Raw genomic sequence first — 20490 nt, 5'->3', positions numbered from 1 at the left:
CGTCTGGAAATTCTCGCGAATTCCAGCAGCGCTGGGGTACCAGGACTCGAACCTAGACTAACTGAACCAGAATCAGTCGGGCTGCCAATTACCCCATACCCCATTGGCCCCTTGCGGTGCCGGGAGTGAACTTTACCCTCCCGGTACCGACAGGCCAAATCCGATCCCCCCGAACCGCCCGTGAGCTGCGGAAGCAGGGGCATCAGACGGATCAGGCGACGGGCACCACCGGGTTGGTGAGCTCGCCGATGCCGTCGATCCGCACGGTGACCGTATCCCCCTCGACAAGCGGGCTAACCCCGGCCGGAGTGCCGGTGAGAACCACGTCGCCGGGCAGCAGAGTCATGACGTGCGAGATGTAGGACACCAGGCCCGGCACGTCGAAGACCATGTCCTTCGTCCGGCCGAGTTGGCGCACCTCCATCTCCTCCGGGTTGCGACCCACCTCACAACGGATCTCCAGGTCGGAGACGTCCAGCCCGGTGGTGATCCACGGGCCGATCGGGCAGAACGAGTCGAAGCCCTTGGCCCGGGTCCACTGCCCGTCCGAACGCTGGAGGTCACGAGCGGTGACGTCGTTGGCGCAGGTGTAGCCGAAGATGGCGCGTTCGGCGGCGGCGCGGTCGGCCCGACGCGCACCCGGCGCCCCGATCACGACCGCCAGCTCCGCCTCGTGCTCGACCTGCTTGGAGAAGATCGGCAGCCGGATGGCGTCCCGGGGGCCGATCACCGAGGTGGACGGCTTGAGGAAGAGCAGCGGCTCCTTGGGCACCTCGTTGCCGAGCTCGGCGGCGTGGTCGGCGTAGTTGCGGCCGACACAGACGACCTTGCTGGGCAGGATCGGCGAGAGCAGCCGGACGTCGGAGAGGGCCCAGCGGGCCCCACTGAAGGACAGATTGCCGAACGGGTGGCCCTCGATCTCGGCGATGGTCAGGCCCTGCGGCCCAGCCTCCGCTTCGCCTTCGACGGCACCGAACGACATTCCCTTGGCATGGGCGAAACGAGCGATACGCACCCGGCCAATCTAGCGCCGACGGCGCCCCAACCGGCCAGGACAGGCGCTCGGGTGTGCTCAACCTGTCAGCGCGCGGCACCCTATCGGAGCTGGAGGTGACCGGCGCGGACTTCTCGACTTCGTACCCGCACGGAGGCGGCTCGCCCCTAGCGTCGGCTCCGGAGGTTCGTTCGTATGCCTGCATCGACACGACACCACAGAGCCCTCGCAGTGTTCGTGCACTGCCTCGGCATCCTCGCCGCCGTGCCGGCCCTGCCGTCGGCGGCTCCGGAGGCGGCGGCCGCACCACGACCACCGGCCGCCACGCCACAACCAACGGCGGCCGCACCACGACCACCGGCCGCCACGCCACAACCAACGGCGGCCGCACCACGACCACCGGCCGCCACGCCACAACCAACGGCGGCCGCACCACCAGCGACCGCACCACCAGCGGCCGCACCACCACCGGCCGCCACACCAGCATCAGCGGGAACCCGGCCGCCGCTGGCGATGGTCGCGCGGGTGACCGAGCCCACCCCGCCGTCGGCGCCACCGGCGATGGCACCACCGACCCGGGCACCGGCGTCGGCGCCCCCGCAACAGGTCACGGTGGCGGTAGCGACGGAGAGCAGCCCGGCGCCGAGGTACCGGATCCAGGTGCGCAACGTGAGCAACTCTCCGCTGGAGACCACTGTGCGCCAGGAACTGCCGCCGGGCTCGTCGACGACAGCTATCAGCGGTGGTGGCCGGTCCACCCCGGCCGGCGGATCGGCCACCGAGGTGACCTGGCGCTTGCGGCTGCCCGCGCACAGCACCACCACCCTGGGCACCGCGCTCGCGACGACCGCGCCGGGCCGGCCACTGACCGCGCCGACCTGCGCGTTCACCAGCGACGGCAGCCGGCCGTACGACTGCGCCACGGCCACCTGGCGGGCGGCAGCGGTACCGGCCGCCGAGGTGAGCGAGGCGCCGGCGTGGCGCCGCTACCCGGTGCTGCTCGCCGGCTTGGCGGTCCTGCTGTTGATCAGCGCCGCCCTGGTGTGGGTGTGGCGACGTCGGCGCGGGCGTCGGGTGACGGCTGCCGCGTTGTCCACCGGCGGCGGCGAGGGTGACCGCGGGACGGTCTACCCGCGCCCGGCAGCCCCGAGTCCGGTACGGCGTCGGCGTACCCCACCGGTCTGGATGTTGGTGGGCGCCGCCGTCGTGGTGCTGGCCGGCGTGGTCGGCACCGCGGGTTGGACGGCGACCCGGCAGGTAGCGGCGATCGACACGCAGAAGCAGCCCACCAGTGGCGCGTGGGTGGGCACCGGGGTCAACGGGTCGCTGGGCGTGCCGCTGCGCGAGTCGGCGTTCGAGTTCACCGTGTACCGGATGACCTGCGGCGCGCCCGGCACCGCCGGGAAGCCCGACGGTGGCGGTGCCGCACCGGCCAACGGGCGACGCTGCGAGGCCACAGTGGGTGTGCGCAACGTCACCGGCGAGCACCAGCCCTGGCACAGCGAGCTGCAACGGGCGTACCTGCCCGGTGGGCGCTGGGTGAGCACCGACGAGTCGGCCACCCGGACGGCGAACCTGGGCCGGGACGTCTTCGCCGACCCGATGGCGGCGGGCACCCGGATGGTGCTCCCGCTGGTCTTCACCGTGGACGGGCGGGACCCGCCCCAGCAGCTGGAGCTGCGCAGCGGGGTGTTCTCCGCCGGGGTCCGGGTGCAGATGCCCTGACCGGGTGTGCGGGCGGCGGTCGTACCCTGGGTGCGTGACCGCCGCCCTCGCCCCCGCCGTGCTCGACGCGGCGCGGTGGCGGGCCCGCCGGCGGGCCCACGAGGAGCGGGTCGACGTCTGGCTGACGCCGCACCTGGCCCGGCGACGACGCGGTGAGCGGCATCCGGTGGCCGACTTCCTGTTCACCTACTACTCGCACCGCCCGGCCCAGCTGCGTCGCTGGCATCCGGGACCCGGGGTCGAGCTGCGCGACGCCGATCCGGGCGAGTTCGGCCGCGACTACCGCGCCAGCGCCGCCGGGGTCACCCTCGACACCGCTGGGGTACGCGCGCGGCGCGGCGAGTCGATCGCCTGGATCCGCTCCCTGCTGGAGGCGACGCGGGGCCGGGCGCCGCACTTCGGCTGCTTCGGGATGCACGAGTGGGCGATGGTCTACCGGCAGACCCGGGAGGAGTTGCGGCACAACTCCTGGCCGCTGCGGCTCAGCGCGGAGCGCACCGCCGAGGTCGTCGAGGAGCGGGGCGTGCGGTGCAGCCACTTCGACGCGTTCCGGTTCTTCACCGCGCCGGCCCGCCCGCTGAACCTGCTCACCCCGACCCGGGAGACGCAGCACGCGCACGAGCAGCCGGGCTGCCTGCACGCCAACATGGATCTGTACAAGTGGGCGTACAAGTTGTCGCCGTTGGTCTGCTCGGAGCTGGTGGCCGACGCGTTCGACCTGGCCCGGGACATCCGCACGCTGGACATGCGGGCCAGCCCGTACGACCTGGCGGCGCTCGGCTACCCGCCGGTGCGGGTGGAGACTCCGGACGGCCGGGCGGAGTACGCGGCGGCGCAGCGCGGGTTCGCCGAGCGGGCCGCCGTGCTGCGCGACCGGCTACTCGCCGCCGTCCCGGCCTAGTCGCCGTTCCGGGCGGGTCGCCGTCCCGAACGGGTCGCCGTCGCGGGCTGGTCGTCGTCGCGGGCTAGTCGTCGTCGGCGCGGCGGTCCCGCTTGCGCTGGGACTGGCGTTTCTTCTCGGCCAGCCGGCGTTCCTTGGCCCCGCGGGACGGGCGGGTCGCTCGGCGGGTCGGCGGTGGGGGCGCTGCGGCCTCCCGCAGCAGGGCGGTCATCCGGGCCCGGGCCGCCTCCCGGTTGGCCAGTTGGGCCCGGTGTTCGCTGGCGGCGATCGTCAGCACCCCGTCGACGAGGCGGTTGGCCAGCCGGTCCAGCGCCCGCGACCGCAACCACTCGGGCACGGCCGGCGAGTTGGCCACGTCGTAGCTCAGCTCGACCCGGGAGTCAGCGGTGTTCACACCCTGCCCGCCCGGCCCCGACGAGCGGGAGAAGCGCTCCCGTAGCTCCCCGGCGGGGACGACCCACCGGTCGGTCACCCGCAGTCCGTCGTCCACGCCCCGAGGCTAACCCGCGACGACCCGCCGGGGGTCATCGGTGCGGAGGCTCACTCTGCGTCGGGGACTGGCTGGGCACCGGCCCGGCGGTCTCCTCGTCGGAGCCGACGGCCGCGTACGCCACAGCGCCGAAGAGCAGCACCCCGATCACCGCGGCCTTCACGACGACGCCACGGATCAGCGACCAGGCGCCCCGGCGGGCGCCTGGCACCGATTTCTTGACGGTCTGGTAATCGTTCCACCCGCGCCGTGCCCGGGTGTACGCCGACCCCACTGCACATCCGATGACCAGGCCCACCAGCAGGAGGACCGTGAGAAGAGGACGCTCCACCTCCGCCAGTATCCATACCGAGCGTAATATTTCCATGGTCCGATGCCGTCTGGCCGGATATCTGACAGTGGTGGCCCCCGTGGGGGCGTTCGGGCAGCTCAGCCGCCCTTGCCGATGATGGTGTCGGCGGTCTGCTGCACCTGGTCGATCGGGATGGCGAACCCGATGCCGATCGAGCCGTTTCCGTCGATGGTGGCGATGGCGGTGTTCACCCCGACCACCTCCCCGCGGGCGTTGACCAGTGGTCCACCGGAGTTGCCGGGGTTGATGGACGCGTCGGTCTGCACAGCGCTGTGCCGGTTGTTGCCGAGCCGTACCTCCCGGTCGAGCGCGCTGACGATGCCCGCGGTGACAGTTCCGGCCAGACCGAGCGGCGACCCCACCGCGAGCACCGGCTCACCAACCCGGGTCGCGCCCGGCTTGGCCAGGGGCAGCGGGGTGAGACCGGCCGATGCCGGCACCTTCAGCACCGCCAGGTCGCTGCGCGGCTCCCGTCCGACGACCTCGGCGGCGAACCGGCGGCCGTCGGGCAGCTCCACTGTCACCGGCCCGCCACCTGCCTTGGCCAGGATGTGGTCGTTAGTGATCAGGTGCTGCTGGTCGTCCACCGCGAAGCCGGAGCCGGTCGCGGACCCGCCGGTCGTGGATCCGCCGGTCGTGGATCCGCCGGTCCTGGATCCGCCGGCCAGCACCGACACCACCCCGGGTACGGTCCGCTCGGCCGCGGTGACCAGCTCGGCGGGCACCGGGGCGGCGGACGCCGCGGCCGGGCCACCAGCCCCGTCCCGGCTGGCCACCACGCCGCCGGCGAGAGCACCGGAGACGGCCGAGACCGCCACCACTGCCAACACGGCGAGCAGCCGCCCGGGCCGTCGCCCGCCCGGGTCGCGCTCGGGCGTGTCCCACCACCCGCGCCCGTCCGGGCCGAGTTCCGGTGAGATGAACCAGGGACCGCGCGGTTCGCCCAGTCCGGTCTGCACTGCCATGCGTGCTCCTCACTGTCGACGTCGGTTGTGCGCGGCGATCAGGGCAGTCGGGAGAACCAGCGCATCGAGCCGGCGGCGGCGCCCATCGCGAACACCAGTCCGAGGCCGATGAACCGGGCCGAGATGTCCTGCCGCTCCGTGCGGTAGCCGACCGAACTGCCGATGTCGTCGTAGACGGCCCGCAGCTCGTCGGTGGTGCTGGCCTCGTGGAACATGCCGCCGGTCTCCTCGGCGACCGCCTTGAGGGTCTGTCCGTCCACCGGCACCTGGATGGGCCGTCCACCCCTGTCGACGAAGCCGGACGGGGTGCCGAACGAGATCGAGTGCACAGGCACCTCCGCCTTCACCGCTTCCGCGGCCGCCTCCATGGGGTCCATCCCGGAGGTGTTGGCGCCGTCGGAGAGCAGGATGACCCGGGCGGGTGGTGTCTCCTTCGCAGCCTCGCTGTCCAGGCTCTTGACCGCGCCGAGTGAGGTGTTGATGGCCTCGCCGATCGCGGTGCCCTGGACACCGGTGATGCCCTCGGCGAGCCTGTCGATCCCCTCGTCGAGGGCGTCCCGGTCGGTGCCCGGGGGCACCAGCACTGCCGCACTGCCGGCGAACGCGACGAGACCCACGTTGAACTCGTCGGGCAGGCCCTCGACGAATCGCCGGGCGGCCTCCTTCGCCGCGGCCAACCGGTCCGGTTCGACGTCGGTGGCGAGCATCGACGTGGAGACGTCCACCGCCACCATCACAGTGGCCCGTTCCCGGGGCACCCGGACCTCGGCGCTCGGACGGGCGAAGCCGACCACGAGCAGCGCCAGCATGGCCAGGAAGAGCCCGGCCGGTACGTGTCGACGCCAGGCGGGCCGCTCCGGCGCCACCCGGTCCAGCAGCCGCAGGTTGGTGAAGCGGACCGCGTACCGGCTGCGTCGCCGCTGCAGCACCAGGTACGCGACGACCAGGGCGAGCACGCCGAGCAGCAGCCAGAGCCGCAGCGGCGACTGCCAGATCACGCGGCACCTCCCCGGTGTCGGCCGGCCGGCGCGGCGGCCAGCCGACGCTGGGCGTGCACGTGCCGGACGATGTCCGCGCTCCAGTCGCCGTCGGTGCGCAGCGGCAGATGGGTGGCCCCGCTGCGGCGCAGCGCCTGGTGGACCTGTTCGCGCTGGGCGGTGGCGGCCTCGGCGTACCGCTCGCGCAGCCCACGGTCCGATGTGCACACCTCGCGGTGTCGGCCGGTCTCCGGGTCGACGAGCGTGATCAGGCCGACGTCCGGTAGTTCCAGCTCCCGCGGGTCGGTGACCTCGATCGCCAGCACCTGGTGCCGGACGGCCAGCCGGCGCATGGTCCGCTCCCAGGGCGCTGTCTGGCCGGGGTCGTCGGGCAGGCCGTCGAGGAAGTCGGAGACCACCACGACCAGCCCACGCCGGTTGGCGATCCGGTGCAGCGCGTCGAGCCCGTCGGCCAGATCGGGCGGTCGGGTCGCCGGCCCACGCCCCGGCCGGTCGGGGGGCGCTGTGGCCCGGGGGGCGGCGAGCAGCGCGCGGAGCAGGGAGAGCAGATGGGTACGCCCGCTGCGGGCCGGGAAGCGGCGTACCCCGTCGGCGCGCAGCACCTGGGCGCCGAGGCGGTTGCCGACGCCAGCGGTCAGGAAGCCGACCGCCGCGACGGCAGCCACGGCCAGTTCCCGTTTGTCCAGCTCGGCGGTGCCGAACTCCATGCTGGCGGTGCCGTCGACGAGCAGCCAGGTGGTCAACTCCCGGTCGGCGTCGACCTGCCGGACGTGCGGCACTGCGGTCCGGGCGGTCACCGCCCAGTCCATCCGGCGGACCTCGTCCTCGCCCGGTCGGTATTCGCGACTGCCGGAGGGTTCGCTGCCGGGACCGGGCAGCAGACCACGGTACTGGCCGTGCAGCAGACCGTTCAGTCGGCGCGTGACGGTCAGTTCCAGGCGGCGCAGGCGCTGGTCCGGGGCCAGCTCGGCCAGGCCGGGGTCGGCGGGCGCGACGGCGGCGCGTCTCATGCCGCCGCCAGATCCGGTGCCTGCTGCGGGTGTCCGGTGGCAAGCCGGGGCGGCGGTACCGCCTCGACGAGCCGTCGCACCACGCTCTCGGCCGACACCCCGTCGGCCACCGCGTCGAAGGAGAGCACCAGCCGGTGGGCGAGGACGTCGACGGCAAGCTCGCGGATGTCCTCGGGCAGCACGTACTCCCGCCCTCGCAGCAGGGCCTGTGCCCGGGCAGCCGCGACCAGGCCCAGGGTGGCCCGGGGGCTGGCCCCGTACGCCAACAGCGGGGCGATCTCCGGCAGCCCGAACCGGCCGGGGTCGCGGGTGGCGAGGATCAGCCGCACGACGTACTCGGCCAACGCGTGGTGGACGAAGACCCGCTCGGCGTGGAGCTGGAGGTCCCGCAGCCGTTGCGCGTCGAGCACCTGGCGCGGGGTGGGCCGGTCGGTGCTCATCCGGTAGAGGATGGCCAGCTCGTCGGCGTCGCTGGGGTAGTCGACCACCACCTTCATCAGGAACCGGTCACGCTGTGCCTCCGGGAGCTGGTAGACCCCCTCGGACTCGATCGGGTTCTGGGTGGCCAGCACCAGGAACGGCTCCGGGACCGGCCAGCTGCGCCCGCCGATCGAGACCTGCCGTTCGGCCATCGCCTCCAGCAGCGCCGACTGGACCTTGGCCGGGGCCCGGTTGATCTCGTCGGCCAGCACCATGTTGGCCATGATCGGGCCCAGCTCGATGTCGAAGGTCTCCTTCGACGCCCGGTAGATCCGGGTGCCGACGATGTCGGAGGGCACCAGATCCGGGGTGAACTGGATCCGGGAGAAGGTGCCGCCGACCACCGTCGCGAGGGTCTGCGCGGCCAGTGTTTTGGCCACGCCGGGTACTCCCTCCAGGAGGCAGTGTCCGTTGGCGACCAGGGCGGTGAGCAGGCGTTCGACGAGGCGATCCTGCCCGACGATCACGCGTTTGACCTCGAAGAGGGTCTGTTCCAGCTCGATGCCGGTCGGCTCCGGATCGACCGGGCTGGGCATGCTGGCCAGGGTGTCCGAGATGTCCGTCACGGTGCTTGCTTCCCTGGCACACGCTCGACAAACGTGGGATTGTGCGGCAGGGACCGGCCCTGAGTGGCCGGAATGGGGATGAGCCGCGCGGAAGGGTGACGACCGTCGCGAGCCTGCCGAGTCACGGACAACCGGCGAGGGATCGGCCAGTGTGCGCCCGACCGGCACGAACCGGTCGAGGAGGGCCCGACGCTTCCTGGGCTGCCGATCCGGGCGGGCGGCGCGCGCCGGGCGGACAGGGTCCGGCCCCCGCGCCGGAGGCGACGGGGGCCGGGTGTCGGTTCGGTCAGGGTGTGTGGGTGAGCAGGGTGAAGCCCAGGTTGGCCGGCGTCCCGGCCGAGTTGCGGGTCTGCACGAAGACCGCGTTGGGCGTCAGCAGCCGCGGGGCGACCGAGACCTCCCCACCCGGCGGAATGCAGCAGGAGCCGGACAGGGAGAGGGTGGCCAGGAAGGCACCAGCCGAGACGGTGTGACCGAAGATCACCTCGTACTCCCCGACGCCGTACTTGACCACGGTGCCGCCGCCGCGCGCCTTGGTGCCGTTGGAGTTGACGACGGTGAAGACGTTTGTGGCCACCAGTGGGGTGGCCGCACTCGCCTTCAGCGCTGCTTTCGCGATGCGCGCCGACTCGGCGCTGACCGGCGGCTGGGAGTTCGTGCCGCGTGCCGGCTGGACCGTTTCCTGCGGCGCCTTCGCGGACGGCTGGGCGATAGCGATGCCCCCGCCGGCGAGACTGAGCCCCAGGACAGCGAACGTGACCGCCGCCACCTTGCGTCGGAAGGATGTGCTCATGACAGGTCCCCCTTGTGTGACCGTGCGAATTCGGCCGACCCGCGGGGCGGGACGGATGACTGCCCATAAATAGGCGTACGACGACAGTTGGGCGGGGGAAAGCTGCCTCGCTCACACCCAATGAGATTGATTTTCCACCAATCTTCATCCCCTCTGAGCTGCTGTTACTACTCAGAGTTGCGTCGTTTAAGCCAGATGGAACGTAGCACCGGAAAAAGCCGCCAGTCAATAGTTGATCTCGCTTTTCCGGGGTGTCAACCAACCGTCAGATAATTGTGAAAGGTGAGCGCATCGCCATTCATGAAATGGGTTCGTCGGGGCCGACTACGATCACCGTCGTGATCGTCGACGCTCCACCCGCGCACCGGAACGCTCGGCTCGGCACGGTGCTCTGCTGGCTTGCCGTCGTACCCACCGCCCTCTGGGCGGCGGCCCGACTGCTCGGCCTGGACCGGGGGCCGTTGGTGCAGGCGCTCGCCTTCACGCCGTACGTCGCGGGGGTCAGCGTGCTGGTCCTTGCCCTCGCGCTCGCCCTGCGGCGCTGGTGGCCGGCGGCGCTCGCGGCCCTGGCAGCGGTGGCGTTGCTCGGCACCGTCGCACCTCGGGCGCTGGCCAACCCGCAGCCGGCGGCGGCCGGGCCGACCGTGCGGCTGCTCACGGCCAACCTGCTCGCCGGCGCCGGCGACGCGCGGACACTTGTGGAGTTGGTCCGGCGACACCAGGTGGACGTGCTCACCGTGCAGGAATTCACCCCGGACGCGCAGGCCGCCCTGGATCGACTCGGCCTCGCCACGCTGCTGCCGCACCGGCAGCTCAACCCGGAGATCGGCACCCCCGGCTCCGGGCTCTACTCGCGGTGGCCGATCACCGACGGCGGCGTCCGACGCAACCTCGAAGGTTGGGGCTTCAGCCAGGCGTACGCGACGGTGTCCGTCCCCGGCGGGCCCGCGGTCCGCGTCGAATCGGCCCACCCCTCAGCGCCGTACGCGCTGGACCAGGTGGGTGCGTGGCGTGCCGACCTGACCGCCCAACCACCGGCCACCCCGGACGGTGGTCTGCGTATCCTCGCCGGGGATTTCAACGCGACCCTCGACCACGGTCCACTGCGGGCCCTGCTGCGCAGCGGTTACGTCGACGCCGCCGATGCCACCGGAGAGGGCCTGACCGGCACCTGGGGTCCGTACGACGGCGACCTCATCCCACCCGTCACCATCGACCACGTCCTGGTCGACCACCGGATAGCGGTCCGCTCGGTCCAGGTGTTCACCCTGCCCGGCAGCGACCACCGCCCCGTCCAAGCCACCCTCACCCTCCCCTAACCCCTAACCCCTAACCCCACCCCGGCCCCACCCCACCTCGTCGATCTTGCACTTACTGTCCCGGCATCAGCGACAAAAGCCGCAGACCGTCGACACAAAGTGCAAGATCGCGGAAGTGGGGGGTGGGGGCGGGGAGGCAGCGGGTTAGACGGGGGTGGGGGCTAGGCCGTAGGTGAGGGCGTCTACCAGGGCGTGCCAGCTGGCCTCGACCACGTTGGGGTGGACGCCCACAGTGGTCCAGTCCCGGCCGCCGCCGTCGGAGGTTTCCAGCAGGACCCGGGTGACCGCGCCGGTGCCGTGGCTGCCCTCCAGGATGCGCACCTTGTAGTCGGCCAACTCGAAGTCGCGCAGCTGCGGATAGTGCCGCGCCAGCCCCACCCGCAGCGCCTCGTCGAGGGCGTTGACCGGGCCGTTGCCCTCGGCGGTGGCGATGACCCGCTCACCGCGAACCCGGATCTTGACAGTCGCCTCGGAGACCACGGCGCCGTCCTCGCGATGCTCGACCAGCACCCGGTACGACTCCAGGGTGAACGGTCGGGCCGGGCTGCCCTCCGGCAGCTCGGAGCGGACCAGCAGCTCGAAGGAGGCATCGGCCGCCTCGAAGGACCAGCCACCCGCCTCCAGCTCCTTGACCCGCTTGGTGACCCGGGTCAGCGCCTCGGGGCTGCCGGCCAGGTCCAGGCCGAGCTCACGGCTCTTGAGCTCGACGCTGGCCCGGCCGGCCATCTCGGTGATCAGGATCCGCATGTCGTTGCCCACCACCGACGGATCCACGTGGTTGTAGAGCAACGGGTCGACCTTGATCGCGCTCGCGTGCAACCCCGCCTTGTGGGCGAAGGCAGCGGCCCCGGCGTACGCCTGGTGGGTGTCGGGGGCGATGTTGGCGATCTCGGCGATGGCGTGCGAGACCCGCACCATCTGCTCCAGGCAGCCCTCCGGTAGGACGGGCATGCCGAGCTTGAGTTGGAGGTTGGCGACGACGGCGAAGATGTCGGCGTTGCCCGGACGCTCGCCGTACCCGTTGGCGGTGCCCTGCACGTGCCGGACGCCCGCCTCCACGGCGGCGATCGTGTTGGCCACCGCGCAGGCGGTGTCGTTCTGGGCGTGCATACCGAGCAGCGCGGCGTCGATCCCCAGCCTGGTCGTCAGGTCGTGGATCACGGCGGTCACCTGGGACGGCAGCATGCCGCCGTTGGTGTCGCAGAGCACCATCCGCTCGGCGCCGGCGGCGAGCACTGTCTGCACCACTGCCGCGCCGTACGCGGGGTCGTGCCGATAGCCGTCGAAGAAGTGTTCCCCGTCGACGAAGACCCGTCGTCCCTCGCGGACGAGGTGGTTGACAGTGTCGTGGATCATGGCGAGGTTCTCCGCGCCGGTAGTGCGCAGCGCGCGCTCGACGTGCCGGCTGTCGGCCTTGGCGACCAGGGCCACGGCCGGGGTCTGCGCGTCCAGCAGGGCGCGTACCTGGGGGTCGTCCGCGACCGCGACGCCGGCCTTGCGGGTGGCGCCGAACGCGACGAGCACGGCGTGCCGGAGATCCAGCTCGGTGCGGGCGCGGCGGAAGAACTCGGTGTCCTTGGGCACCGCGCCCGGCCAGCCGCCCTCGATGAAGCCGACGCCGAACTCGTCGAGCAGCCGGGCCACTGCCAGCTTGTCGACCACCGAGTAGGTGAGCCCCTCGCGCTGGGCGCCGTCGCGCAACGTGGTGTCGAAGACCTGGAACGTCATCAGGATCCTTTCTCGGAGCAACAAAAAGACCTCCCGCGGATGCGGGAGGTCTGCGCGCTCGGCAGAGGGGAGAGCCGGCGCGCTAGGTCGCAATAATCAGGGCGGTGCTGGTCACGATGGCCACTCTGCCACCCCTCCCCTGTATGTGGGAGGAACAATCCACATAGCGGGATGGTGATGGAGGGTTCGTTCGCCCCGAACCGCCGCTCGTGATCGGCTTCACAAGCCACCGGGCCACCCATTGGCGGAAACAGCGATGCGGAAGCATCTGGAACGGATCCGATGATGGCCACCGTGCCGTCTGCAAGGAGGACCTGTGCTCACCGTCAGTGACCGCTTACCTGAGCACGGACCCGCCGCCTGCGTATCGCTGGGTGCCAACAACGCGTCCAGGACGATCAGCCACACGTCCCACGAGGGCACGTGGTGCGTGGTCTTCGTCGGGCCGATGGGTTTCACCTCCATCAGCCCGACGGAGATCGCCGACGAGACCCCCGCCGCCGGAGTCTGACCATGGGCCTGGACGCGATCAAGGCAGCCCTGCCGGAGTACGCCAGGGACATCAGGCTCAACCTCGGCTCCACCATCGGTTCCTCGGCGTTGACCCCGGCTCAGACCTGGGGCACCGCGCTGGCCAGTGCGGTCACCGCTCGCAACCCTGTCGTGTTGCGGGAGATCGCGGCCGACGCGCTCGGGCACCTCGGGCCGGAGGGCGTCGAGGCGGCCAAGGGCGCCGCGGCGATCATGGCGATGAACAACATCTACTACCGGGCCAAGCACCTGATCGGCGACGAGCAGTACGCCTCGATGCCGGCCCGACTGCGGATGCAGATCATCGCGAGGCCGGGGGTGGACAAGGGCGACTTCGAGTTCTGGTGTTTCGCCGTGTCGGCCATCGCCGGCTGTGAGGTGTGCCTGGAGTTGCACGAGAAGAAGCTGCGCGCCAGCGGCTTCACCCGGGAGCAACTGCACGAGGCCCTGCGGATCTCCGCAGTGGTGCACGCCGCCGCCGTCACCCTGGACGCCGAGGCCGCCCTGGCCTGAGCCTGCCGCCGTTTCCGGCCCCCGACGGCCGGGTAGCTCCTGCGGAGACATGAGTTGATCGGTGACAGTCAGGAGTGAACGGCATGGACAGGATCGATCCGCACGCCACCCACGCCGGGCCGGACCCGCTGCGCGGCGGCGACCAGGGCGCGGTGCCCGGCGGCGCGCCGGCCGGCACGTTCGACCCCTGGCGCTACCGGGACCAGGCCGGCGTGGCCGACGTCGACCTGGTCGGCTACAAGGTCGAGGCCACCGACGGTGGAGTCGGCAAGATCGACAGCGCCAGTCACGAGGTGGGCGGCAGCTACCTGGTCGTGGACACCGGGCCCTGGATCTTCGGCAAGAAGGTGATGTTGCCGGCCGGCACCGTCAACCAGGTCGACCACGACCAACGCACCGTCTCCGTCGACCGGACCCGGGACCAGATCAAGGCCGCCCCGGAGTACGACGAGACCAGCCACAGCGACCCGAGCTACCGGGACCAGTTGGGTGGCTACTACGACGAGACGTACGGCGCGCTCCCGCCCGGCACCGCACGGTGACTGTTCGACCCGACGGCCGGTGGGGCACTGTCCCACCGGCCGTTACCGTGAGGGCGTGGACGCCATCGACGACAGCCGACAGATTCCGCTCCCCGCCACCTTCAACTTCCGCGACGCCGGCGGCTACCTCGGGCACGGCGGCCGACCCGTACGCCGTGGCCGCCTCTACCGCTCCGACTCGCTGCACCGCCTCACCGAACAGGACCGCGACGCGTTCGTCGCGATCGGCGTCCGCACCGTCATCGACCTGCGCCGCCCCACCGAGGTGGAGCGGGACGGCCGGGTGCCGGCATACGAGGGGTTGACCTACCGGCACATCCACCCGGAGCACGACGACTGGGCGGGCGTGCCGCACGAGGAGGGCGCGAGCCTGGCCCGGTACCTCGCGGACCGGTACGCCGACCTGGCCCAGACCGGCACGGCCGGGCTGGCCGAGGCGGTCGGGCTGATCGCCGACTCCGCCAACGCCCCGGTGGTCGTGCACTGCGTGGCTGGCAAGGACCGCACCGGCATCGTCTGCGCGCTGACCCTCGCCGTGCTTGGCGTCGACGACGCTGACATCACAGCGGACTACGCGTTGAGCAGCGAGGCGTCGGCCCGGTACAGCGCCTGGCTGGCCTCCATCAACCCGGACGGAGTGGAGGTGCCGGCGCCGTTCCTGGCCTCCCCCGCCGAGGCGATGCAGATCTTCCTGGACGAGCTGCGCGCGGGGCACGGCTCGGTCGAGGCGTACCTGCGCCACGCCGGGGTGACCGACGAGCAGCTCGCCGCGCTCCGCGACCACCTGCTCGACGAGCCCACCAAGGCGCAGCCCACCGACGCGTAGGGCCGACTGTGCCGGCCGGTCCGGGTGGACGGGCCGGCACAGCGACGGAGATCAGAAGACCCGCTGCACCCAGCCGTGCGGGTCGGCCGCCTTGCCCCGCTGGATGTCGACCAACTGCTGACGCAGGGCCATGGTGACCTGACCGGGCTCGCCACCACCGATCAGGAACTCGCCGTCCGGGAAGCGGACCCCACCGATCGGGGTGACCACCGCGGCGGTGCCGCAGGCGAACACCTCCCGAAGGCGTCCGCTGGCGGCGTCGGCCTGCCAGTCGGCGAAGCTGACCGGCCGCTCCTCGACCTGGTGCCCGGCTGCGCCGGCCAGCGCGAGGACGGCGTCGCGGGTGATGCCCGGCAGGATCGTGCCGGTCAACGGTGGGGTGACCACAGTGCCGTCGTCGTAGACGAAGAAGACGTTCATGCCGCCCAGTTCGTCGACGAACCGGCGCTCCACCGCGTCCAGGAAGACGACCTGGTCGCAGCCGGCCTCGATGGCCTCCGCCTGGGCGGCGAGCGACGCGGCGTAGTTGCCGCCGCACTTGGCCGCGCCGGTGCCACCGGGCGCGGCCCGGGTGTAGTCCGGGGAGACCCAGACGGTGACCGGCTTGACGCCACCGGTGAAGTACGCCCCGACCGGTGAGGCGATCACCATGTAGAGGTACTCGTTGGCCGGGCGGACGCCGAGGAAGACCTCGCTGGCGAACATGAACGGCCGCAGGTAGAGGCTGCCGTCCTCGCCGGTGGGGATCCACTCCCGGTCGATCTCGATGAGCTTGTGCAGCGAGTCGACGAACACCTCCGGCGGCAGCACCGGCATCGCCATCCGCTGCGCTGAGGTGGCGAAGCGGGCCGCGTTGGCGTCCGGCCGGAACATCGTCACGCCACCGTCGGCAGTGCGGTACGCCTTGAGCCCCTCGAAGATCTCCTGCGCGTAGTGCAGCACGGCGCTGGCCGGGTCCATCGGGATCGGGGCACGGGCTTCCACCCGGGCGTCGTACCAGCCCTTGCCGTCGGCGTAGCGGACGGTGACCATGTGGTCGGTGAAGACCCTGCCGAACCCGGGGTTGGTCAGCAGTGCGGCCCGATCGGCGGCGGATACCGGCGCGAGATTCGGACGGATCTCGAAGTCGATCTTGTCGCCACCGCTCATCGCGCTGACCTCCCTGCGGAACAACGGCATGCGGGACCGCACACCGACATGGCTGTGCCAGAAACTTACCCCGAACGGTCGTTAAGCGGGTAGCGCCGGTCGGGCTGCCCGTGGCAGATCCGCCTCAGAGGCCGGTCGCCACTCGGGCCGGGGCGATCAGGCTACGGCGTGGGCGGCGAGCCGGTCGCCGACCTCTTCGGTACGCAGCGTCACGCCCGGCACCCGGCTGGCCAGCTCGGCGGCGACCGCCGCGTTGACCCGGGCGGCCGACTCGCTGTGCCCGAGCTGTTCCAACAGCAGCGCGGCGGAGAGGACCGCGGCGACCGGGTCGGCGACGCCCTGCCCGGCGATGTCCGGCGCCGAGCCGTGCACCGGCTCGAACATCGAGGGGTACGCCCCCTCGGGGTTGATGCAACCGCTGGCGGCCAGCCCGATGCCACCGGTGACGGCCGCGGCGATGTCGGTGAGGATGTCGCCGAAGAGGTTGTCGGTGACCACCACGTCGTAGCGCTGCGGCTGGGTGACCAGGAACATGGCCGCCGCGTCGACGTGCTGGTACTCGGTTTCGATGTCCGGGTGCTCGGCGGCGACGGCGTCGAACGTGCGCGCCCAGAGCGACCCGGCGTGGGTGAGTACGTTGGTCTTGTGCACGAGGGTGACCTTGCGCCGCTCCCGGCGGCCGGCGCGCGCGAACGCGTCGCGGATCACCCGCTCCACGCCGTGCCGGGTGTTCAGGCTCTCCTCGGTGGCGACCTCGGCCGGGGTGTCCCGGTGCAGGGAACCGCCGGCACCGGCGTAGAGCCCCTCGGTGCCCTCGCGCACCACCACGAGGTCGACCTCGCCCGGCTTCACGTTGCCCAGCGGGCCGGCGACCCCGGGCCAGAGCCGGGACGGGCGCAGGTTGACGTACTGGTCGAAGGCGAAACGGAGCTTGAGCAGCAGCCCACGCTCCAGCACACCCGGCGGGACCGTCGGGTCACCGACCGCGCCGAGCAGGATCGCGTCGTGCCCGGCCAACTCGGTCAGCACCGAGTCGGGCAGCACCTCTCCGGTACGGTGCCAGCGGGCGGCGCCGAGGTCGTACTCGGTGGCCTGCACGTCGGGCAGCACCGCGTCGAGGACCTTGCGGGCCTGCGCGACCACCTCGGGCCCGATGCCGTCTCCGGCCACCACCGCGATCCGCGCCACGACCGCACTCCTCTGCTCAACGGTTCCGTCCGGGCAACGGTACGTCGCTGTCCCGCCTCCCGGTACGCAGCGTCCACAATTTGGGATGCGGGAATGCACAGCACCCTCTCAGCTGGGACTCATGGGGCGGTCATCTCCGCTGCCTACGGTAGTGCTCAGTGGGTCGCGGGGGCCCGCTGACCAACGGGGTCGCGGTGACGCGGCGCCATGTGCGAGGGGGCAGATGCGATGCGCATCGACGAGCAGCCACGGACACGCTGGCCGGACCCGTCCGCGTTCCGCAACCGCCGGCCGGACCTTCGACTCGGCAGCCGTCGGCACCGGATCGACCCGGCCGCGGCCACCGAGGGCCGGATCGCGGTGCAGCACACCGTACGCACCGCGACCGCCGAGTACACACTGCTGCTCAACGCCCCTGAGTGGCTCGGTCGCCGGGGCGTGGGCGAGGCGCTGCGGGACAGCGTCGCCGAGCTGCGCGCCATCGACCTCACCTACGGCCCCAACCGACCGGAGAGCCTGGTCTCCCGGCTGCGTCGGGGCGAGATCAGCCCGGAGTCGTACCCGCCGCTCGCCGACCTGGTGGACCGCTGCGCCGCGATGCGCGCGGCCACCGACGGGTGGTTCGACGCCTGGGCGGTGCCCGGCGGCTTCGACCCGGGCGGCCTGCTCGGCGGTTGGGCCGTGGAACGCGCCGCCGAGCGACTGCGCGCCGCCGGCATCCACGACTACGCCGTACTCGCCGGCGCCGACCTCGTCGTCCGGGGCCGCGCGGCGCACGGCGGACCGTGGCGGGTAGCTGTGCACCATCCGACCGCACCCGAGCGCGCGCCGCTGGTGCTGGAGATGACCGCCGGCGCGATCGGCACCTCCGGGGTGACCGGGCGGCAGGGCCACGTGGTGGACCCGCACACCGGCGAGCCGGCCGACCACCTCGTCGCCGCCACAGTGGTGGGCCCCGACCTGACGATCGCCGACGCCTACGCCACGGCGCTCTACGCCGCCGGCCCCACCGGCCTGGCGTGGTTCCGGGGCAACTCCGACTATCGCGCGCTCTTCGCACACCGTCGCTGAGCCGGTCGGGCGCGCGATCGGCCCCCACGGTCTCGGCAACGACCGTGAGGGCCGGTCAGCGACGAGTGCGCGTGGCTCGCACAACCGAGGGGTGCGGACCGGTCGGGCCGGACGTCGACCGCGCCACCCGAAGACGGGCCGGCGCCTCGAACTCGGCCAGTGACCGCAGTGCGTACGCTAGCGAATCGACGCAACTCGACGCAAGAGTCTCCACACCGGACCGTCGTGACCGGAGCACGCGGTGATCGGTGGTTGACCGGCGGCGAGGCAGTTTCGACATGCTGAACGGCGGATGGCACGCTATCCGCCGTGAGTTTCGATCTGAGCGTGTGGGCCCTGGAGGACGGGGCGACGCCCGAGGACGTGCGGACAGCGGTCAACGGTTGCCGGCAGGGGCGGCACGTGGATCGCTATCCCGATCCGCGGGTGGTCAGCTTCTACCGGGCGATCACCGCCTCCTATCCGGACCGTCACCCCGGCCCGAACAGCCCGTGGGCGGTGGCGCCGCTGCACGCGGCCCACGACCACGTCGAGCTGAACCTGCACCCGACCTGCGCGGACCAGGTGCTACTGGACATCGAGCGGCTGGCCGGCGAGCACGGGCTCATGCTCTTCGACCCGCAGGACGGCTCGGTCTACCCGCCGCCGGCGCGACTGCCCGGCTGACCTGAACGGCGGCACGGACGGGAAATGACGAGGGGCCCGGCGAATCGCCAGGCCCCCCACGGTGTTTGTCGTCTACTATTCGTCGCGCAGGTCGGCGGCGCTGGCCGCCGTGGCGCCGATCGACTCGGCGGCCGAGGTGAGCAGGTCGGCGCCGAGCGCCTGGTCGACGGTGAGCGTCATCAGCGTCTCACCGCCCGCCTCCCGACGAGCCACCTGCATGGCGGCGATGTTGATGCCCGACTCGCCGAGCAGGGTACCGACGGTGCCGACCACACCGGGCCGGTCGGCGTAGCGCAGGAAGAGCAGGATGCCCTCCGCGCCGATCTCCACGTCGAAGCCGTCCACCTCGGTCAGCTTCAGCACGTCCCGAGCACCGGAGTGGGTGACAGTGCCGGAGACACTGACCGTCCGACCGTCCGGCAGCGCGCCGCGCACAGTGACCAGGGTCGGCTGCTCGGCCGTCTCGGCCAGCGTGGCCAGGGTGACCTCGACGCCACGCTCGGCGGCCAGGTGCGGGGCGTTGACGTAGGTGACCTGCTCCTCGACCACTGAGCTGAACAGGCCCTTGGTGGCGGCGAGCTTGAGCACCGACACGTCGTGGCTGACGATCTCACCGCGAACCTCGACGGTGACGCTGGCGGCGACCCCGCCCGCGACCGCGGTGAACGCCCGGCCGAGCTTCTCCGCCAGCGGCAGCAGCGGCCGAACGTCCTCGGCGACCACGCCGCCGGCCTGCACGTTCACCGCGTCCGGAACGAACTCGCCCTGCAACGCCAGCTTGACGCTCTTGGCCACGGCCAGACCGGCCTTGTCCTGCGCCTCGTGGGTGGAGGCGCCCAGGTGCGGGGTGGCCACCACGTTGTCGAAGGCGAACAGCGGGGACGAGGTGCACGGCTCCTTGCTGTACACGTCGACGCCGGCGCCGGCGACCCGGCCCTCGGCGATCGCGTCCGCCAGCGCCTGCTCGTCGACCAGCCCACCACGGGCGGCGTTGATGATGCGAACGCCGGGCTTGACGAGCGCCAACTCCTTCTCACCGATCAGGCCCACCGTCTCCGGCGTCTTCGGCAGGTGGATGGAGATGAAGTCGCTCTCCCGCAGCAGTTCCTCCAGCCCGACCAGGCGGACGCCGAGCTGCGCCGCACGGGCCGGCTGGATGTACGGGTCGTACGCGATCAGCCGGGTGCCGAAAGCGGCGATGCGCTGTGCGAAGAGCACCCCGATACGACCGAGCCCGACCACGCCGACGGTCTTGCCCTGCACCTCGACGCCTGTGTACTTCGACCGCTTCCACTCCCCCGCCTTGAGCGCGGAACTGGCGCTCGCGGTGTTGCGGGCGACGGCGAGCAGCAGCGCGACGGCCTGCTCGGCGGCGGAGACGATGTTGGAGGTGGGCGCGTTGACGACCATGACGCCCCGCGCGGTGGCGGCCGGCACCTCGACGTTGTCCAGTCCGATGCCCGCCCGGGCGACCACCTTCAGTCGCGGCGCGGCAGCAATCGCCTCGGCGTCGATCTGGGTCGCGCTGCGCACGATGACGGCGTTGGCCTCGGAGAGCGCCGAGAGCAGGGCCGGACGGTCGGTGCCGTCGACGTGACGGACGTCGAAGTCGTGGGCGAGCACCTCGATGGCGGCGGGGGCGAGTTCTTCGGCGATCAGTACGACAGGATTCATCGGTCCTCG

General features: G+C 71.9%; 21 protein-coding genes and 1 tRNA gene. 9 read left to right on the top strand and 13 right to left on the bottom strand.

The genetic code is table 11. The features are described from left to right. Positions 1-31: 31 nt before the first annotated feature. Positions 32-103, bottom strand: a tRNA-Gln gene (locus OHB44_RS07500). 108 nt (positions 104-211) lie between these two features. Then, complete coding sequence (locus tag OHB44_RS07495; protein ID WP_091393135.1) at positions 212-1015, bottom strand: fumarylacetoacetate hydrolase family protein; 804 nt, start codon at positions 1013-1015, stop codon at positions 212-214. A 174-nt stretch (positions 1016-1189) separates the two neighbouring features. Between OHB44_RS07495 and OHB44_RS07490 the strand changes: the two genes are divergently transcribed. Then, entirely contained in the window at positions 1190-2719 is a 1530-nt protein-coding gene (locus tag OHB44_RS07490) for a hypothetical protein (RefSeq protein WP_330440038.1), read from the top strand. Positions 2720-2753: 34 nt separating this feature from the next. Further along, positions 2754-3620, top strand: a complete 867-nt coding sequence (locus OHB44_RS07485; protein WP_330440037.1) for a 3-methyladenine DNA glycosylase — start codon at positions 2754-2756, stop codon at positions 3618-3620. Positions 3621-3684: 64 nt separating this feature from the next. On the opposite strand, the gene arfB is transcribed toward OHB44_RS07485, so the two are convergent. The 7 genes from arfB to OHB44_RS07450 all read right to left on the bottom strand — a co-directional run bounded on the left by arfB (position 3685) and on the right by OHB44_RS07450 (position 9274). Continuing rightward, positions 3685-4110, bottom strand: a complete 426-nt coding sequence (gene arfB / locus OHB44_RS07480; protein ID WP_238680798.1) for an alternative ribosome rescue aminoacyl-tRNA hydrolase ArfB — start codon at positions 4108-4110, stop codon at positions 3685-3687. 34 nt (positions 4111-4144) lie between these two features. Next, positions 4145-4441, bottom strand: a complete 297-nt coding sequence (locus OHB44_RS07475; RefSeq protein WP_238684641.1) for a hypothetical protein — start codon at positions 4439-4441, stop codon at positions 4145-4147. A gap of 98 nt (positions 4442-4539) precedes the next feature. Beyond that, the gene (locus tag OHB44_RS07470; RefSeq protein WP_238684642.1) at positions 4540-5427 is read right to left on the bottom strand and encodes a S1C family serine protease; all 888 of its coding nucleotides are present in this window, start codon (positions 5425-5427) and stop codon (positions 4540-4542) included. A gap of 38 nt (positions 5428-5465) precedes the next feature. Continuing rightward, entirely contained in the window at positions 5466-6425 is a 960-nt protein-coding gene (locus OHB44_RS07465) for a VWA domain-containing protein (protein ID WP_238684643.1), read from the bottom strand. After that, the gene (locus tag OHB44_RS07460) at positions 6422-7435 is read right to left on the bottom strand and encodes a DUF58 domain-containing protein (protein WP_266303446.1); all 1014 of its coding nucleotides are present in this window, start codon (positions 7433-7435) and stop codon (positions 6422-6424) included. The genes OHB44_RS07465 and OHB44_RS07460 overlap by 4 nt, the downstream gene beginning before the upstream one ends. After that, the gene (locus OHB44_RS07455) at positions 7432-8481 is read right to left on the bottom strand and encodes an AAA family ATPase (protein WP_238684645.1); all 1050 of its coding nucleotides are present in this window, start codon (positions 8479-8481) and stop codon (positions 7432-7434) included. Before OHB44_RS07455 ends, OHB44_RS07460 begins: the two co-directional genes overlap by 4 nt. 286 nt (positions 8482-8767) lie before the next feature. Beyond that, positions 8768-9274, bottom strand: a complete 507-nt coding sequence (locus OHB44_RS07450) for a hypothetical protein (RefSeq protein WP_210786399.1) — start codon at positions 9272-9274, stop codon at positions 8768-8770. Between the two features lie 341 nt (positions 9275-9615). Here OHB44_RS07450 and OHB44_RS07445 point away from each other — a divergent pair, with 341 nt between their 5' ends. After that, positions 9616-10593 carry an endonuclease/exonuclease/phosphatase family protein gene (locus OHB44_RS07445; RefSeq protein ID WP_442932689.1) on the top strand — a complete coding sequence of 326 codons (978 nt, stop codon included), beginning with the start codon at positions 9616-9618 and terminating at the stop codon, positions 10591-10593. A 144-nt stretch (positions 10594-10737) separates the two neighbouring features. On the opposite strand, the gene cimA is transcribed toward OHB44_RS07445, so the two are convergent. After that, positions 10738-12321 carry a citramalate synthase gene (gene cimA / locus OHB44_RS07440; protein WP_238684646.1) on the bottom strand — a complete coding sequence of 528 codons (1584 nt, stop codon included), beginning with the start codon at positions 12319-12321 and terminating at the stop codon, positions 10738-10740. A 316-nt stretch (positions 12322-12637) separates the two neighbouring features. On the opposite strand from cimA, the gene OHB44_RS07435 reads away from it, so the two are divergent. The 4 genes from OHB44_RS07435 (at position 12638) to OHB44_RS07420 (ending at position 14733) form a co-directional block, all read left to right on the top strand. After that, positions 12638-12832, top strand: a complete 195-nt coding sequence (locus tag OHB44_RS07435) for a hypothetical protein (protein WP_330440033.1) — start codon at positions 12638-12640, stop codon at positions 12830-12832. A 2-nt stretch (positions 12833-12834) separates the two neighbouring features. Then, a complete protein-coding gene (locus OHB44_RS07430) occupies positions 12835-13365 on the top strand; it encodes a carboxymuconolactone decarboxylase family protein (RefSeq protein ID WP_330440032.1) in 531 nt (176 codons plus the stop codon). An 83-nt stretch (positions 13366-13448) separates the two neighbouring features. Next, entirely contained in the window at positions 13449-13907 is a 459-nt protein-coding gene (locus tag OHB44_RS07425; RefSeq protein WP_330440030.1) for a PRC-barrel domain containing protein, read from the top strand. A gap of 55 nt (positions 13908-13962) precedes the next feature. Further along, the gene (locus OHB44_RS07420; RefSeq protein ID WP_330440028.1) at positions 13963-14733 is read left to right on the top strand and encodes a tyrosine-protein phosphatase; all 771 of its coding nucleotides are present in this window, start codon (positions 13963-13965) and stop codon (positions 14731-14733) included. Between the two features lie 51 nt (positions 14734-14784). Here the strand turns inward: OHB44_RS07420 and OHB44_RS07415 are convergent, their stop codons facing one another. Then, positions 14785-15882 (bottom strand): branched-chain amino acid aminotransferase, encoded by a 1098-nt coding sequence (locus OHB44_RS07415; protein WP_238684651.1) that lies wholly within the window; start codon positions 15880-15882, stop codon positions 14785-14787. A gap of 156 nt (positions 15883-16038) precedes the next feature. Further along, a complete protein-coding gene (locus tag OHB44_RS07410; RefSeq protein WP_330440026.1) occupies positions 16039-17070 on the bottom strand; it encodes a 3-isopropylmalate dehydrogenase in 1032 nt (343 codons plus the stop codon). Positions 17071-17298: 228 nt separating this feature from the next. Between OHB44_RS07410 and OHB44_RS07405 the strand changes: the two genes are divergently transcribed. Together OHB44_RS07405 and OHB44_RS07400 are read left to right on the top strand one after the other, a co-directional pair. After that, on the top strand, positions 17299-18141 hold the full coding sequence (locus OHB44_RS07405; protein ID WP_238684652.1) for an FAD:protein FMN transferase: 843 nt from the start codon (positions 17299-17301) through the stop codon (positions 18139-18141). A 309-nt stretch (positions 18142-18450) separates the two neighbouring features. Next, positions 18451-18807: a hypothetical protein gene (locus OHB44_RS07400; protein ID WP_091393184.1), complete on the top strand. Its 357-nt coding sequence runs from the start codon at positions 18451-18453 to the stop codon at positions 18805-18807. 75 nt (positions 18808-18882) lie between these two features. Here the strand turns inward: OHB44_RS07400 and serA are convergent, their stop codons facing one another. After that, positions 18883-20481 carry a phosphoglycerate dehydrogenase gene (serA, locus tag OHB44_RS07395; protein ID WP_238684654.1) on the bottom strand — a complete coding sequence of 533 codons (1599 nt, stop codon included), beginning with the start codon at positions 20479-20481 and terminating at the stop codon, positions 18883-18885. Positions 20482-20490: the final 9 nt, after the last annotated feature.

Origin of the sequence: Micromonospora sp. NBC_00821 (genome assembly GCF_036347035.1) — a bacterium.
Taxonomy (GTDB): domain Bacteria; phylum Actinomycetota; class Actinomycetes; order Mycobacteriales; family Micromonosporaceae; genus Micromonospora; species Micromonospora hortensis.
This window is presented reverse-complemented; position numbering and strand designations above follow the sequence as displayed.

Excerpts from the sequence above, each read along its gene's own strand:
- OHB44_RS07490 (WP_330440038.1), top strand. The coding sequence starts at position 1,190 with ATGCCTGCATCGACACGACACCACAGAGCCCTCGCAGTGTTCGTGCAC.
- OHB44_RS07470 (WP_238684642.1), bottom strand. The coding sequence starts at position 5,427 with ATGGCAGTGCAGACCGGACTGGGCGAACCGCGCGGTCCCTGGTTCATC.
- OHB44_RS07460 (WP_266303446.1), bottom strand. The coding sequence starts at position 7,435 with ATGAGACGCGCCGCCGTCGCGCCCGCCGACCCCGGCCTGGCCGAGCTG.
- OHB44_RS07450 (WP_210786399.1), bottom strand. The coding sequence starts at position 9,274 with ATGAGCACATCCTTCCGACGCAAGGTGGCGGCGGTCACGTTCGCTGTC.
- cimA (WP_238684646.1), bottom strand. The coding sequence starts at position 12,321 with ATGACGTTCCAGGTCTTCGACACCACGTTGCGCGACGGCGCCCAGCGC.
- OHB44_RS07430 (WP_330440032.1), top strand. The coding sequence starts at position 12,835 with ATGGGCCTGGACGCGATCAAGGCAGCCCTGCCGGAGTACGCCAGGGAC.
- OHB44_RS07425 (WP_330440030.1), top strand. The coding sequence starts at position 13,449 with ATGGACAGGATCGATCCGCACGCCACCCACGCCGGGCCGGACCCGCTG.
- OHB44_RS07415 (WP_238684651.1), bottom strand. The coding sequence starts at position 15,882 with ATGAGCGGTGGCGACAAGATCGACTTCGAGATCCGTCCGAATCTCGCG.
- OHB44_RS07405 (WP_238684652.1), top strand. The coding sequence starts at position 17,299 with ATGCGCATCGACGAGCAGCCACGGACACGCTGGCCGGACCCGTCCGCG.
- serA (WP_238684654.1), bottom strand. The coding sequence starts at position 20,481 with ATGAATCCTGTCGTACTGATCGCCGAAGAACTCGCCCCCGCCGCCATC.